We start from the raw sequence: 14,603 nt of genomic DNA, 5'->3' as shown, positions 1-14,603 counted from the left end.
CCTGCGGGGCGTGGTGCTGCTGCGTACAACGGGAGTGGGCCTAGCGCAGAGGGATTGGCAGATGAAAACGCAAGTCAAAGCATTGGTTGTCGGGGGCGGCGCGGTTGGCACGTCGATCGCCTATCATCTGGCGAAGGCCGGTTGGGACGATGTGATGCTCTTGGAGCGGGACGAGTTGACCTCTGGCTCGACTTGGCATGCGGCGGGGCTTTTGCCCTTGTTCAACATGTCTTACGCGACCACCCATATTCATCAGTATTCGGTCGAGTTTTATAAGACGCTGGAGGCGGAGACGGGGTTGAACGCGGGCTTTGCCGTGGTGGGCAATCTGCGCATGGCCCAGACCGACGCCCGGATGGATGAGTATATGCTCTATGCCTCTACCGCCGAGACCTGTGGCGTGCCTTATCAATGGCTAACCCCCGATGAGATCAAGGCGAAGTGGCCTTTGATCGAGACATCGGATTTGAAGGGGGCGCTTTATCATCAGACCGACGGCTATATTAACCCCGCCGATGTGACCATGGCGATGGCCAAGGGCGCGCGGCAGCGGGGTGTGGCGATCGCGCGCAAGTGGCAGGCGGATGCCTTTGCGTGGAACGGCAGTCACTGGGAAGTGACCTGCACCAAGATGGTCGAGAAGGGCGGCAACCTTGTGCCGTCGGACGAGCAGATCGTCATCACGGCGGACCATGTGGTGACCGCGAGCGGCAACCATGCGCAGCGCACGGCGCGGATGCTGGGCATCAAGATGCCAGCGATTCCCGTGGAGCATCAGTTCATCGTCATGGACCGCGATCCGGCCTTGGTCGACTATCGGGCGGCGGGGCATGGGGAGCATCCGGTGATCCGCGACGCCGATGCCCAAAGTTATGTGCGCGAAGAGCGCGGCGGCTGGATCCTTGGGGTCTATGAGAAGGGCGCGCCGGCGCGGTTTGAGTATGGGGTGCCGGACAGTTTCCGGGCCGATCTGTTTCAGCTCGATCTTGACCGGATCGAAGAGCAATATATGGCGATGAACCACCGCATCCCCTCTGCGGAGGAGTGTGGGTTGAAGGACGATTTCAACGGGCCGATTTGCTATACGCCCGATGGCAATCCCTTGGTGGGACCAGCGCCGGGGCTGCGGAATATGTGGTTGGCGGAAGGGTTTTCCTTTGGGATCACGGCGGCGGGCGGCACCGGCTATTATCTGGCGCAGATGATGGTGGAGGGCGAGGCCGAGATCGATATGGCGAGCCTCGATCCCAAACGCTACGGCGATTGGATGACCACGGAATATGCCGCGCGCAAGAACGAGGAAGCCTACGACCACGTTTATATCCTGCACCATCCTGATGAGGAGCGTCCGGCCTGTCGCCCTCTGCGCACCTCTCCGGCCTATGACCGGCAGGCGGCGCGGGGGGCGCAATTCGGGCAGGTGAATGGCTGGGAGCGCCCGAATTATTTCGCGCCCGAGGGGTTTAGCGATCATGACAGCCGCGCGTTCCGGCGCGGGGGCTGGTGGCAATATGCGGTAGAGGAAGCGCGGGCAATCCGCGAGGGTGTGGGGTTGATCGATGCCACAGCCTTTACCAAACATTTGGTTCGTGGCCCGGGGGCGACGGCGTTTCTGGACTGGTTTACCTGCAACAAGCTGCCTTCGGTGGGGCGGATCAACCTGACCTATGCCTTGACCGGGGTGGGGACGACGCGGACGGAATATACCATCGTGCGTTTGGCGCAGGACGAATATTACCTTGTTTCGGCGGGGGCATGGACGGCCTATGACAGCGATTATCTGCGCAAGGCGATTGCCGATAAGATGCCTGAGCTGGGGTATATCGAGTGCCATGACGTGACCACGCAGTGGGGTGTCTTCGCGATTGCCGGGCCGAAGTCGCGGGAGGTTTTGGGCGCTTTGGTGCGGGATGCGGCGCCGGAGACGGTGTTGGGCAACAAGCGGTTCCCGTGGCTCACCATGCGCGACATCGAGTTGGGCATGGTGCCGGTGCGCGCAATCCGGGTGGCCTATACCGGGGAGCTCGGCTGGGAGTTGCATCACCCGATCGAAATGCAGAACCATCTGTTCGATCAGTTGGAGAAAGCAGGCGCGCCGCATGGGATGAAGCTGGTCGGCGCCCGGGCGCAGAACTGGCTGAGGCAAGAGAAGAGCTACCGCGCCTTTGGCCATGAGCTGGGCCGGGATGCGACGCCCCTGGAGGCGGATTTGCCGCGCTTCGTGGACCTGAACAAGGAGTTTCACGGGAAGCAAGCGATGCTCGAGCACGGCATCCGCGCGAAATGCGTGACCGTGCTGATCGACGGGCCGGAGGATGCCGACCCTTGGGGTCGCGAGGTGCTTTACAATGGCGAGACCCGGACCGGGCGGCTGACCTCGGGGGGCTATTCCGTGGCTTTCGGCAAGAGCATCGGTATGGGCTATGTCAAACCCGAGGATGCGGTGGTAGGCACGAAGCTGAAGGTAAAGATGCTTGATCAACTGTGGGAGGCCGAGGTGGTCGAAGACAGCCCCTATGATCCAAAGAACCAGCGCATCCGGGCGGACGGTTGATCCGCCGGGGGCTGCTTGCGCTTTCCTGCGTGCTGGCGCTGACGGCGGCGCTGTTGCGGGACAATCCCGTGGTCGGCGCGGCGCAGGGCTATGCCGCGGATGTGGCGACCACGGCGGCGGCCTCCTATGTCACGTTGCGCACGTTGAATGCTTTTCTTTCGACCGCGCAGGAAATCGAGGTGGGGCTGTCCTTCATCGCCTCGGGCTCGGCGCGGCCTCTGAAGGTGTTGGAGCCGATTGACGACACGGTCGAGCGGATCGCGGGGCTGGTTTTCGGTGTCATGGTGGCGACGGGGGTGATCGCCGTGGCGCTTGGTCCGGTGAGTGCGATCGGGTTGGGGCTCTTGTCCCTGGCGCTGGCGGTTTGGGCGCTCAGCAAGCGCGGCCATGCCGGGCTGCCCCGGCGGCTGGCGTGGTATGGCGGGTTTCTGGGGCTCGCGCTTCCGCTTGCCTTGGTTGTGTCTGAGCCGCTGGCGGGGCAGCTCACCGAAGGGGTCTATGTGCGAAATATGGAGGTGATCGAGGAGATCACCGCGCATGTGGGTGGCAGCGAGGCTTTGGGTGAGGAAGAACCGGGTTTGACGGAGTATCGGCAGCTTGCCAGCAACCTTTGGAGCCGCGCGGATGAGTTGATTGGCGCGCTGTTGGCGGTGCTGGGGGTGCATGTGTTTCGGATATTCTTGTTGCCGCTTTTGCTGGTGGGCGGGCTGTTCGTTGTGGCGCGGTATTATGCGCGGGGGTGAAGGTTGGCCTGACGTCTGGGGCAGGCGTTGCGCAGAGGTATTTGGGAAAGGATGAAGAGGGCGGGATGTCGCTTCTGTTGGAGGTGGTTGGTTTGGGGGTAACCGACAGTGTCGCCTTTGCGGCGGGGTGGCGCAGAGGTATTTGAAAAAGGATGAAGGAGGGGGAGGGGCGCTCCCCCGTTGGTTTTAGCGCAGGGCGCGGGTGGCGACCCAGTTTTGCCAGTCTGCGCGGCTGCCGGAGAAGGCGTTGAGGTCCACGTCGCCGCCGATGCCGGGGACGATCCCCGTGGCGCTATATTGCCAGAAGCGCCATGTTTGGCCGGGGTAGGCTTCGGCTGGGGTTTTGGCGGTGGTGCGCAGCCAGAAGTCGTATCCACGGAAGTTACCGAGGTCGTTTTCACGGTAGAATTTAGGTGTGGTATAGATGATGGGGCGTTGGCCGTAATGCGCTTCCACCACGCCCAGCCAGCGGCGCATTTGATCGCGGACGTCGGCAGCGGGCGGGCGGACATGGGCGCAGGTGGGGGAGAAGGGGTTCCATTCCATGTCGAGCACCGGGGGCAGCATGCCGCTTGTTTTGGGTACGTTGCGGATGAACCAGCGGGCCTGATCCTCGGGCGGGGTGCAGAAGTAGTAGAAATGATAGGCGCCGCGTTTCACGGCGGCTTGGCCCGCGCCTTGCCAGTGGCCTTCGAAGTTGGTGTCTTTGAGGTCGCCGCCTTCGGTGGCTTTGATGAAGGCGAAGTTCACGCCCGCGCGTCGGGCGGTGTTCCAATCGATATCCTTTTGGAAACGGGCCACGTCGATGCCGTGGACGGGGTAGGCGGCGGGGGTGCGGCCTTTGAAACTCACCGGATCGCTGTCGCCGAAGGCGGCGGGGAAGAGCACGCCCGGGGCCGCCGGGGGCGGGCTGCCGGGGCTGCCGCAGGCGGCGAGGGCGAGGAGCGACAGGATCAGGACGCGGCGGAGGATCATGGGCTGGGCTTTCTGGCGATGAAGGCGAGGTTGTTGGCGGGCATGTCCACTTCGTCGATCGGGCTGAGGGCTGCATCGCTGAGCCAGCGGGCCATCTCGGTATTGTCCTTATAGCCGATCGCGGGGTCGGCGGCGCGCAATTGCGCGTCAAAGCGGGTATCGCCGGGGGAGGTGGTTTGGCCGCCGCGTTTGAACGGGCCGTAGAGGATCAGCGTGCCACCGGGGGCGAGGGCCGTGCCGGCCTCATCGATGAGACACCGGGTGGCGGGGGGCGATATGAGATGCAGCAGATTGACCAGCATGATCAGGTCAAAGGGGCCGTGTTCGCCCGCCCAGCCGGGCTGGGTCGCGTCGAGCGGCAGGGCGGGCGCGATATTGGGCAAAGCAGCCTCGGCTGCATAGGCGTTGATGCTGGCGCGGCGGGCGGTGTCGATGTCGCTGGGTTGCCATCTGAGGCCCGGCAGGCGTTGGGCGAAGCCCACGACATGCTGACCGGTGCCGCTGGCGATTTCCAGCGCACGGCCCCGGGGCGGGGCGTGGGTGGTGAGCAGGTCGCAAAGCGCGTCGAGATTGCGTGCGGCTGCGGGGGCGAAGAGGCGGTCGGCACCTGCATCTTCGGCGACGCTGGCATTGGGGGGCAGGCGGTTCATGCCTGCACTTCCAGCCGGTTGGTGGCATGTGCTGCCGCCCAAGCCACAGCAGGCGTGCTGAAATGAGCGATCTCGGCCTCGATACGGGCGTCGAACATCACGCAAGAGGCTGTCGCAGCCGTGCGGCCGCCAAACTGCGTGACGCCGAGGGCGCAGCGGCAGGCTGGGGTGCTATCGCGGCTGGTGAGCATCTGGGTCATGCAAGATTGGTGGCATGGCCTTTGCCCGTGCGCAATGGCTTTGCGGGGGGCAGGCGGCGGGGCGCTCGGGGACTGCGCGCATGAGCCCCGTTCGGGGCGGCGACGAAAAAGGGGCGCGCGGTTGCCCGTGCGCCCCTGTCGCCTGTCAGCCGGTGTGGCTTACTCAGGAATGGTGCCTTCGATGCCTTCGACATAGAAGTTCATGCCCGCAAGCGTGCCGTCATCTGCGGTCTCGCCTTCGGCCAGCCATGTGGAGCCGTCCTGTTTGTTGATCGGACCGGTGAAGGGGTGGTATTCGCCCGATGCGATCTTGTCTTTCAGTTCCAGCGCTTCGGCTTTCACCTCCGCGGGCACGGCGTCGGAGATCTCACCAATGCCGACCATGCCCGGCCCGATGCCGTCCCATGTGTCTTGGCTTTCCCATGTGCCATCCATCACAGCTTTGACGCGGTCGATGTAATAGGGCGCCCAGTTGTCGATGATCGAGGACACGCGCGGCTTGGGCGCATATTGCGCCATGTCGGAGGCCTGGCCAAAGGTGATCACGTTGCCCGCTTCCTGTGCAGCCGCTTGGGGGGCTGTGGAATCGGTGTGTTGCAGCACCACGTCGGCGCCCTGTTCGATCAGTACCTTGGCGGCGTCGGCTTCCTTGGCTGGGTCAAACCAGGTGTAGGCCCAGACGATTTTGAACTGAACGTCGGGGTTTACCTTTTTGGCGTGGATATAGGCGGAGTTGATGCCGCGGATCACTTCCGGGATCGGGAAGGAGCCGATGTAGCCGATGATGTTGCTCTCGGTCATGGAGCCCGCGATGTGGCCCTGAATGGCGCGGCCTTCGTAGAAACGCGCGGAATAGGTCGAGACGTTGTCGGCGCGTTTATAGCCGGTAGCGTGCTCAAATTTCACATCGGGGAATTTCTTGGCGACGTTGATGGTCGGGTCCATGTAGCCAAAGGAGGTGGTGAAGATCAGGTCGGCACCGTCGAGCGCCATCTGCGTCATCACACGTTCGGAATCGGGGCCCTCGGCGACGCTTTCGACGAAGACGGTTTCGACCTTGTCACCGAACTCTTCTTCGACGGCCAAACGGCCTTCGTTATGCTCATAGGTCCAGCCGCCGTCGCCCACGGGGCCGACAAAGACAAAGCCGACCTTGGTCTTGTCTTGGGCCACAGCGCCCGAAGCAAGGCCGAGCGCAAGGGCCGCGCTGGTCATAAGGGTGGATAGTTTCATGAGGTTTCCCCTGTTTGCGTGCCCCTTGCCGGGGCTTGATGTGCGGGCGATGCCGCGTGACGTGATGCCCCTAGTTCGAGGCGTGGAAGGTACGGCCCAGCGACGCCGGCGCGGCGCTTTTGTCCGCCGACAGCACCACCAGAACGATGATGGTGATGATATACGGCGACATTGCCAGATACTCTACAGGAATGGCAACGCCCGCGCCTTGCAAGTTCAACTGCAACTGGGTGATGCCGCCGAAAAGATAGGCACCCAAAAGCGCGCGCCATGGCTTCCATGAGGCAAAGACGACGAGGGCGAGGGCGATCCAGCCGATCCCGGCGGTCATGCCTTCGGTCCATTGCGGCACGCGAATGAGGCTGATGTAAGCCCCGCCCAAGCCCGCGCAGGCGCCGCCAAAGAGGATTGCCGCAGTGCGGATGCGCTTGACCTTGTAGCCGAGCGCATGGGCCGCATCGTGGCTTTCGCCAACCGCGCGCAGGATCAGGCCCGCGCGGGTGAATTTCAGCACCGCCCAGACCCCGGCAACCAGCGCGATGCCGAGGTAGAGGATGATGTCATGGGTGAAGAGGATCGGCCCGATCACTGGGATATCGGCCAGCGGGCCGAAGTCGATGTCACCCAGACGTGGCGGTTTGATCCCGACGTAGCTTTGCCCGATCAACGCCGATAGGCCGAGGCCGAAGAGCGTCAGCGACAGGCCCGAGGCGACCTGATTGGCCAGCGCCACTTGGGTCAGGAAGGCGAAGAGCAGGCTGAGCACGGCACCGCCCACAGCGGCGGCGGCGAAGCCCAAAAGCGGCGATCCGGTCTCGACCGCCGTGGCAAAGCCGCAGATCGCGCCGGTGATCATCATGCCTTCGACACCGAGGTTCAGTACGCCGGATTTCTCAACCACCAGTTCACCGATGGCGGCGAAGATCAGCGGCGTCGCGGCGACGAGGAAGCCTGCGACGAACAAAAGCGGGTTGATTGCGGAAAGATCCATCAGGCAGCCTCCGCCGCGCCGAAGCGCAGCCGGTAATGAGTGAACACGTCCAACGCGAGCAGGAAGAACAGGAGCATGCCTTGGAACACCTGAATGGCGGCGGCGGGCAGGCCGAGGTTGGACTGCGCGATATCCCCGCCGATATAGGTCAGCGCCATCAGCGCCCCGGCAAGCAGGATGCCGATCGGATGCAGACGGCCAAGGAAGGCCACGATGATCGCGGTGAAGCCATAGCCCACGTTAAAGTCGATGGTGATCTGACCCGATGGGCCAGCGACCTCGAACATGCCCGCAAGACCGGCGAGCAGGCCAGAGGTGCCAAGGCAAAACAGCACCAGCCGGGCCGGGTTCACGCCCGAGAAACGCGCCGCGCGCGGCGCCTCGCCGGTGATGCGGATGGCAAAGCCAAGCCGGTGCCGCGCCAGCAGTACATAGGCAAAGATCACCGCGATCAGTGCTGCGACCACGCCCCAGTGCATGCCGGAACCGGCAAAGAGTTCGGCGTTATGGGCAGAAGCGTATTGTTGCAGGTTGCGCGAGCCGGGAAAGCCGTAGCCTTCGGGGTTTTTCAGCAATCCCAATGACATGGAGGCAAGGAACTGTTCCGCCACATAGACCAGCATCAGCGAGACGAGGATTTCATTGGTGCCGAACCGCACCTTGAGAAGCGCCGGGATCATCGCCCAGAGCCATCCGCCGAGCGCCCCGGCGAGGACCATCAGCGGAAAGATATACCACGCCTCAAGCGGGTAGAAGGCCAGCCCCACGCCCGCGCCAAAGAGGGCGCCCATGATATACTGCCCCTCGGCCCCGATGTTCCAGATGCCCGCTTTGAACCCAAGGCTGAGGCCGATGGCGATCAGCACCAAGGGCGCGCCTTTGATCAGCAGTTGCGGGCGGTAGTAAAAGGCGTAATCGCCAAACAGGGGCTGCCAGAAGATCGTTTGCAGCGCCTCGATCGGGTCTTTGCCCAAGGCCGCGAACAAAAGCCCGCCAAAGATGAAAGTGGCCAGCACCGCCATGATCGGTGTCGACAGCGAGAGGGCCCGGCTGGGCTGCGGACGCTTTTCAAGGCGGATCACAGATCACCCCCAATGGTCAGAGTGAAAGAGGCAAGGCTCGGCTTAGACATGCGCGACCTCCATACCATGTGCCCCGCCCATCATCAGGCCGATCTCTTCGACGGTCAGCCCCTGCGCGGGGCGAGACGGTGACAGGCGGCCTTCGTTCAGGGCGGCGAAATTGTCGGAAATCTCCATCAGCTCATCAAGGTCTTGGCTGATGACGATCACGGCGGTCCCGCCCGAGGCGAGATCGAGCAGCGCCTGCCGGATCGCGGCGGCGGCAGAGGCATCGACCCCCCATGTGGGCTGGTTCACCACCAGCAGCTCGGGCCGTTGCAGCACCTCGCGCCCGATGACGAATTTTTGCAGGTTGCCGCCCGAAAGCGAGCGCGCCGCATTGGCGGGGCCGGGGGTGCGCACGTCGAAGGTCTGGATGATCTTCTCGGCAAAGCTGCGGGCCTTGCCCCAGTCGAGCATACCGCCGCGCTCCAGCCCCTCACGGGCGGCCCCGGTCAGCATGGCGTTCTCGGTCAGCGACATATCCGGCACGGCGGCATGGCCAAGCCGCTCTTCGGGGGCGGTCAAAACTCCAAACGCGCGGCGGGCGGTGGGGCCGAGCAGGCCAATGTCGCGCCCGTCAAAGGTGATCATGCCCGCGCCGACCAGTGTTTCGCCCGACAGCGCGTTGAGTAGTTCGTCCTGCCCGTTGCCCGCAACGCCGCCGATGCCCAGCACCTCGCCGCGCCGCACTTCGACGGAAATATCGCGCAGCGGCATGCCAAAGGCATGGGCCGATCGGGCCGAGAGGTTGTTCAGCGTCAGCGCCACCTCGCCCGGTTCCTTGCTGTCGCGGGTGGGGGTTTTCAGCGCAGAGCCCACCATCATCTCGGCCATGTCGCGGGCCGACGTCTCCCGCGGGGTGCAATGGCCGACGACCTTGCCCAGGCGCAGGATCGTGGCGCTGTCGCACAGGCTGCGGATTTCTTCGAGCTTGTGCGAGATATAGAGGATCGCGGTGCCCTCAGCGCTGAGTTTGCGCAGGGTTTTGAACAGGATTTCAACTTCTTGCGGCGTCAGAACCGAGGTCGGCTCGTCCATGATCAGCAGTTTCGGCTCTTGCAGCAGGCAGCGGATGATCTCGACCCGCTGACGTTCCCCCGCCGAGAGGTCGCCGACGGTGCGGTCCGGCGCAAGCGGCAGGCCGTAGGTGTCCGACACATCGCGGATCTGTTGGCTAAGTTCACGCATCCGCGGCGGGTTTTCCATGCCAAGCGCGATGTTTTCCGCCACGCTGAGCGCGTCGAAAAGCGAGAAATGTTGAAACACCATGCCCACACCGGCCTGCCGTGCGGCGTGCGGGTCGGTGGGGGCAAAGCTTTCGCCCCGCATCAGCATCTGGCCCGCATCTGGTTTGACCAGCCCGTAGATCATTTTGACCAAAGTGGACTTGCCCGCGCCGTTCTCGCCCAGCAGGGCGTGAACCTCACCCGGGGCAATCCGCAGGGACACGTCATCGTTCGCGACGACGCCGGGGTAGGCCTTGGTCAACCCGGTGAGGTCGAGAAGTGAATCAGTCATGCGGAAACCTTTGTCTGGGTCCGGGCGATGAGGGCGATCAGCGCGCCATGGGCAATTTGCGCAGGCAGCTTGCCCAGCGATTTATCGCCAATTGGACAGGTGATGCCAGAGGGATCCAACCCCATGTCACGCAAGCGGCGGGAAAACCGTGACTTTTTTGTGTCAGAGCCGATCAACCCGATGCTCGCGGCGCCGCGATTGAGCAAGGCGGCGCAGAGCGCGAGGTCGATGTCATGCGAATAGGTGAAGATCAGGTGGTGCGCGTCGCGCGGCGCATGGGCGGCGAGGCGCGGCATGTCGGCGGCGGGGATGGCGGTGACATGGGGCGGGATGTCGTCGGGGAAACGGTCGCGGGCGCTGTCGATCCAGGTGATCTCGAATGCCCGGGGCGGGCAAGCGGCCACCACCGCGCGGCCCACGTGCCCCGCGCCCCAGAGCCAGAGCGGCACGTCGCTCTGCACATCCGGCAAGGGTAGGGGGGTGGCCGCGTCCAGCGGGCGCGGCGTCGTGGTGTAACGCAGGCTGACCGCGCCGCCGCAGCATTGGCCCAGACCGGGGCCGAGCGGCAGGGTCTGGGTATCTTCGGCTCGGCCCTCGGCCAGCATCTGGCGCGCATGGGCGATGGCCTGATGCTCCAGCGCGCCGCCGCCGATGGTGCCCGCGATTGCATCGGGCGTGACCTTCATCGCCGTGCCCGCATCCCGCGGGGCCGAGCCGCGCGTGGCGGTGACCTCGGCGAAGATCGCGGTCATTTTGCCGATCCGCCGCTTTGCGCCCGCCCGACCGCCGCCAGCACCGCCTCGGCCGTGGCCGGGGCCTGCAGGTCACCGTAATGCGGGCCGCAGGCCGCCACGGCATCCGACAGCGCCATGAAGGCCGAGATGCCCAGCATAAACGGCGGCTCGCCCACGGCCTTGGAGCGGTAGACCGTCTGCGCCGGGTTCGGCTGGTCCCAGAGCGCCACGTTGAAGACCGGCGGGCGGTCCGAACAGGCGGGGATTTTGTAGGTCGAGGGCGCATGGGTGCGCAGGGTGCCACTCTCGTCCCACACCAGTTCCTCGGTCGTGAGCCAGCCCGCGCCCTGCACGTAGCCGCCCTCGATCTGGCCGATGTCGAGCGCGGGGTTCAGCGAGGCGCCGGCGTCGTGCAGGATGTCAGTGCGCAGGATGCGGTTCTCGCCGGTGAGCGTGTCGATCACCACCTCGGTGCAGGCCGCACCATAGGCGAAGTAGTAGAACGGCCGCCCGCGCCCGGCGATCCGGTCCCATTCGATCTCGGGCGTCTTGTAGTAGCCGGTGGCGGAAAGGCTCACGCGGTTCTCATAGGCCGAGGCGGCTGCGGCGGCGAAGGTGATCTCCTCGCCGCCGATCCGCACCATGCCGTCGGCGAATACCACCTGATCGGGCGTGGTCTGGTAGCGCTCGGCCAGATGCGCGGCCATACGGTCGCGGATCGTGCCGCAGGCGTTCTGCGCCGCCATGCCGTTGAGGTCCGAGCCCGAGGAGGCCGCCGTGGCCGAGGTATTGGGCACCTTGGCGGTGTCGGTGGCGGTGATCTTGACCAGTTCCGGCGAGACGCCAAAGCGCGAGGACGCGACCTGCGCCACCTTCTGGAACAGCCCTTGCCCCATTTCGGTGCCGCCGTGGTTCAGGTGGATCGAACCGTCCTGATAGACATGCACCAGCGCGCCTGCCTGATTGAGGTGGGTGAGCGTAAAGGAGATGCCGAATTTCACCGGCGTGATCGCGATGCCGCGTTTCATCAGCGGGTTTGCGGCGTTCCACTCGGCGATGGCGGCGCGGCGCGCGTCATAGTCGCAGTTCTCGACCAGACGGTCGGTCACGGCATTGATGATGCAATCGGTGACCGGCTGCTGGTAGGGCGTGGTCTGCACGTCCGAGGGGGTGGCCGGGATCGACGGTTCCGCGTCGGGCGCAGGGGGCGCGCCGCGCGACGATAGATCGGCCTCGGCCTCCGGCGGGGTGCGGTTGTCGATCGCGGTGCCGGTGTTTTCCACCTTGGTCGGACGGTGGGCATTGTCGCTGTAGTAGTTGGCGCGGCGCACGGCGAGCGGGTCGAGGCCCAATTCATGCGCGATATGGTCCATCACCCGTTCGATCCCGACGATCCCCTGCGGGCCACCGAAGCCGCGGAAGGCCGTAGCGCTGGCGGTATTGGTCCGCAGGCGGTGCGAGGTGATGCGGATGTCGCGCAGGTGATAGGCGTTGTCGGCATGCAGCATGGCGCGGTCGGCGACCGGCAGCGACAGGTCCATCGACCAGCCGCAGCGGGTGTAATGGGTGACGTTGAGCGCGGTGATGCGGCCATCGTCATCGAAGCCCACGTCATACGCGACGCGGAAATCATGCCGCTTGCCGGTGATAATCATGTCGTCATCGCGGTCATAGCGCATCTTGCAGGGCTTGCCGGTCATTGCCGCAGCGACCGAACAGGCCACCGCCAGCGCGTTGCCCTGGCTTTCCTTGCCGCCAAAACCGCCGCCCATGCGCCGGGTCTCGACCCGCACGGCATGCATCGGGCGGCTAATGGCATGGGCTACTTTGTGCTGAATCTCGGTCGGGTGCTGGGTCGAGGAATGCACCAGCATGTCGCCGTTGTCCTGCGGCAGCGCCATGGCGGCCTGACCCTCGAGGTAGAAATGCTCCTGCCCGCCCATCTCGATCTGGCCTGAGAGGCGGCGGCTGGCTTTCGACAGCGCGGCCTCGGCATCGCCCTTTTGGTAGATGCGCGGGCCGTCCTCGAAACGGCTGTTGGCCGCGAGCGCCTGTTCTACCGTCAGGATCGGATCGCGCGGGGTGATCTGCGGCTTGCCGAGCTGTGCCGCACGGCGCGCGGCGAGGTGGCTGGTGGCCACCACCAGATAGAGCGGCTGGCCCGCGAAATGCACCTGATCGGTCGCCAGCAGCGGCTCGTCATGGTTCGAGGGCGATGTGTCGCAATCATGCACGAGGTCGTCGGCGGTCAGCACCGCCACGACGCCGGGGGCGTCGCGCACGGACGAGAGGTCGAGCCCGGTCAGCGCGCCCGCCGCGACGGGGCTGAGGCCGAAGGCCAAATGCAGCGTGCCGCGCGGGGTGGGAATGTCGTCGACATAGCGCGCGGCGCCGGTGACATGCAGCTTTGCGGCGTCATGGGGAAGGGGCTTTGCGACGCTCATGCCGAGACCTCCGCTAGGTTCGTGGGGGTGCCATTGGCATCGTGGAAATAGCGCAGCAGCATGTTTTGCGCGGCCTGCATCCGGTAGGCGGCCGAGGCGCGCATGTCCGACAGCGGGGTGAAATCTTGCGTCATCGCTTCCATCGCTTTGCGGATGGTGTCTTCGCTCCACGGCTGGCCGATCAGCGCCGCCTCAGCCGCGGCGGCGCGTTTCGGGGTGGCGGCCATGCCGCCGAAGGCGACGCGGGCGGTGAGGATCTCGGTCCGGTTACCGGTGATCGAGATGCAGCCGCAGACCGCCGAGATGTCCTGATCGAAACGTTTCGACAGCTTGTAACAGCGCAGCGTGTCCTCTTGGCGCGGCACGGTGATCGCCTCGACAAATTCGCCCGGGGCGCGGTCCTGCTTGCCGTAGTCGAGGAAGAAATCCTCCAGCGGCAACTCGCGCCGGGTGTCGCCGCGGCGCAGGTGCAGGGTGGCCCCGAGCGCAATCAGCGCGGGCGGGCCGTCACCGATGGGCGAGCCGTTGGCGATATTTCCGCCCAGCGTCGCCGCGTTGCGCACCTGCGTCGAACCGTAGCGCCGCAGCATCACGCCCAAACTGGGGAACAGCGGGCTGAGCTTTGCCTCGACTTCGGTCAGGGTCGCCATGGCGCCGATGCGCAAACCGGTCTCGTCCTCCGTGATGCCGCGCAGATCGGCGCAGCGGTTGAGGAAGGCCACGGCGCCCAGATCGCGGAAGCCCTTGGTGACCCAGAGACCCACGTCCGTCGCGCCCGCGATCAGGGTCGCGTCGGGGTGGTCGAGATACCATGCGGCCAGTTCGTCGCTGCTCTCAGGTTGCACATGCGGCGCGCCCTCAGCCTTGGCGGGAGCGGGGACGTCCTGCGCGAGCTTCGACTTGAGGCCCAGCAGATGCTCCGGCACCGGCTTGTCCTTTGCTGCCTCGGCCGCGCGGATGATCGGCGCGTAGCCGGTGCAGCGGCAAAGGTTGCCCGCGAGTTGCACGTCATGATCGGTGGCACCATTGAGATGCGCGGTGGCCATCGAGACCACGAAACCCGGCGTGCAGAAGCCGCATTGGCTGCCGTGATGGGTGACCATCGCCTCCTGCACCGGGTGCAGATTGCCGTCGGCGCTGGCCATGCCCTCGACTGTGGTGACGGCCTTGCCGTTGATCTGCGGCAGGAACAGGATGCAGCCGTTCAGCGCGCGATGCCCGCTCTCGTCGCTGATCATGACCGAGCAGGCCCCGCAGTCGCCCTCGTTACAGCCCTCCTTGGTCCCCGTCAGGCCACGCTCTTCGCGCAGCCAGTCCAGCAATGTCGTGGTGGGGGATACGTTGGAGAGCGACACGACTTCTCCGTTAAGAAGAAAAGTGATGTCCATTGGTTCTCATCCGCCGCGGTACAAAGTGGCCCGTAAAAATGCGCGGGGT

12 protein-coding genes are annotated in these 14,603 nt (G+C 64.9%); 2 read left to right on the top strand and 10 right to left on the bottom strand.

The window, feature by feature from the left end:
• Window positions 1–61 precede the first annotated feature (61 nt).
• Together ACGYLC_RS12745 and ACGYLC_RS12740 are read left to right on the top strand one after the other, a co-directional pair.
• Window positions 62–2,554, top strand: coding sequence for an FAD-dependent oxidoreductase (locus ACGYLC_RS12745; RefSeq protein ID WP_394423224.1), 2,493 nt, complete (start codon window positions 62–64; stop codon window positions 2,552–2,554).
• On the top strand, window positions 2,551–3,297 hold the full coding sequence (locus tag ACGYLC_RS12740; protein ID WP_394423223.1) for a hypothetical protein: 747 nt from the start codon (window positions 2,551–2,553) through the stop codon (window positions 3,295–3,297). Before ACGYLC_RS12745 ends, ACGYLC_RS12740 begins: the two co-directional genes overlap by 4 nt.
• 186 nt (window positions 3,298–3,483) lie before the next feature.
• On the opposite strand, the gene ACGYLC_RS12735 is transcribed toward ACGYLC_RS12740, so the two are convergent.
• From ACGYLC_RS12735 to xdhA, 10 genes are all read right to left on the bottom strand, one after another.
• The gene (locus tag ACGYLC_RS12735) at window positions 3,484–4,272 is read right to left on the bottom strand and encodes a GH25 family lysozyme (RefSeq protein WP_394423222.1); all 789 of its coding nucleotides are present in this window, start codon (window positions 4,270–4,272) and stop codon (window positions 3,484–3,486) included.
• On the bottom strand, window positions 4,269–4,922 hold the full coding sequence (locus tag ACGYLC_RS12730) for a DUF938 domain-containing protein (protein ID WP_394423221.1): 654 nt from the start codon (window positions 4,920–4,922) through the stop codon (window positions 4,269–4,271). The genes ACGYLC_RS12735 and ACGYLC_RS12730 overlap by 4 nt, the downstream gene beginning before the upstream one ends.
• On the bottom strand, window positions 4,919–5,122 hold the full coding sequence (locus ACGYLC_RS12725) for a hypothetical protein (protein WP_394423220.1): 204 nt from the start codon (window positions 5,120–5,122) through the stop codon (window positions 4,919–4,921). Before ACGYLC_RS12725 ends, ACGYLC_RS12730 begins: the two co-directional genes overlap by 4 nt.
• Window positions 5,123–5,281: 159 nt before the next feature.
• Window positions 5,282–6,355, bottom strand: coding sequence for a BMP family ABC transporter substrate-binding protein (locus ACGYLC_RS12720; RefSeq protein WP_394399419.1), 1,074 nt, complete (start codon window positions 6,353–6,355; stop codon window positions 5,282–5,284).
• Window positions 6,356–6,425: 70 nt separating this feature from the next.
• Window positions 6,426–7,346 (bottom strand): ABC transporter permease, encoded by a 921-nt coding sequence (locus ACGYLC_RS12715; RefSeq protein WP_067263609.1) that lies wholly within the window; start codon window positions 7,344–7,346, stop codon window positions 6,426–6,428.
• Window positions 7,346–8,428: an ABC transporter permease gene (locus ACGYLC_RS12710; RefSeq protein WP_394423219.1), complete on the bottom strand. Its 1,083-nt coding sequence runs from the start codon at window positions 8,426–8,428 to the stop codon at window positions 7,346–7,348. The genes ACGYLC_RS12715 and ACGYLC_RS12710 overlap by 1 nt, the downstream gene beginning before the upstream one ends.
• 42 nt (window positions 8,429–8,470) lie before the next feature.
• Complete coding sequence (locus ACGYLC_RS12705) at window positions 8,471–9,988, bottom strand: ABC transporter ATP-binding protein (protein ID WP_394423218.1); 1,518 nt, start codon at window positions 9,986–9,988, stop codon at window positions 8,471–8,473.
• The gene (xdhC, locus tag ACGYLC_RS12700) at window positions 9,985–10,740 is read right to left on the bottom strand and encodes a xanthine dehydrogenase accessory protein XdhC (RefSeq protein WP_394423217.1); all 756 of its coding nucleotides are present in this window, start codon (window positions 10,738–10,740) and stop codon (window positions 9,985–9,987) included. Before xdhC ends, ACGYLC_RS12705 begins: the two co-directional genes overlap by 4 nt.
• Window positions 10,737–13,166, bottom strand: a complete 2,430-nt coding sequence (xdhB, locus tag ACGYLC_RS12695) for a xanthine dehydrogenase molybdopterin binding subunit (RefSeq protein ID WP_394423216.1) — start codon at window positions 13,164–13,166, stop codon at window positions 10,737–10,739. The genes xdhC and xdhB overlap by 4 nt, the downstream gene beginning before the upstream one ends.
• The gene (xdhA, locus tag ACGYLC_RS12690; protein ID WP_394423215.1) at window positions 13,163–14,554 is read right to left on the bottom strand and encodes a xanthine dehydrogenase small subunit; all 1,392 of its coding nucleotides are present in this window, start codon (window positions 14,552–14,554) and stop codon (window positions 13,163–13,165) included. Before xdhA ends, xdhB begins: the two co-directional genes overlap by 4 nt.
• Window positions 14,555–14,603: the final 49 nt, after the last annotated feature.

This window comes from Sulfitobacter sp. 1A12157 (assembly GCF_043557345.1).
GTDB lineage: Bacteria > Pseudomonadota > Alphaproteobacteria > Rhodobacterales > Rhodobacteraceae > Sulfitobacter.
The sequence above is the reverse complement of the archived record's forward strand: the minus strand, read 5'-3'. Positions and strand labels throughout refer to the sequence as shown.

Coding starts and splice junctions, on each gene's coding strand:
- ACGYLC_RS12745 (WP_394423224.1), top strand. CDS start 62: ATGAAAACGCAAGTCAAAGCATTGGTTGTCGGGGGCGGCGCGGTTGGC.
- ACGYLC_RS12735 (WP_394423222.1), bottom strand. CDS start 4,272: ATGATCCTCCGCCGCGTCCTGATCCTGTCGCTCCTCGCCCTCGCCGCC.
- ACGYLC_RS12730 (WP_394423221.1), bottom strand. CDS start 4,922: ATGAACCGCCTGCCCCCCAATGCCAGCGTCGCCGAAGATGCAGGTGCC.
- ACGYLC_RS12725 (WP_394423220.1), bottom strand. CDS start 5,122: ATGACCCAGATGCTCACCAGCCGCGATAGCACCCCAGCCTGCCGCTGC.
- ACGYLC_RS12720 (WP_394399419.1), bottom strand. CDS start 6,355: ATGAAACTATCCACCCTTATGACCAGCGCGGCCCTTGCGCTCGGCCTT.
- ACGYLC_RS12715 (WP_067263609.1), bottom strand. CDS start 7,346: ATGGATCTTTCCGCAATCAACCCGCTTTTGTTCGTCGCAGGCTTCCTC.
- ACGYLC_RS12705 (WP_394423218.1), bottom strand. CDS start 9,988: ATGACTGATTCACTTCTCGACCTCACCGGGTTGACCAAGGCCTACCCC.
- xdhC (WP_394423217.1), bottom strand. CDS start 10,740: ATGACCGCGATCTTCGCCGAGGTCACCGCCACGCGCGGCTCGGCCCCG.
- xdhB (WP_394423216.1), bottom strand. CDS start 13,166: ATGAGCGTCGCAAAGCCCCTTCCCCATGACGCCGCAAAGCTGCATGTC.
- xdhA (WP_394423215.1), bottom strand. CDS start 14,554: ATGGACATCACTTTTCTTCTTAACGGAGAAGTCGTGTCGCTCTCCAAC.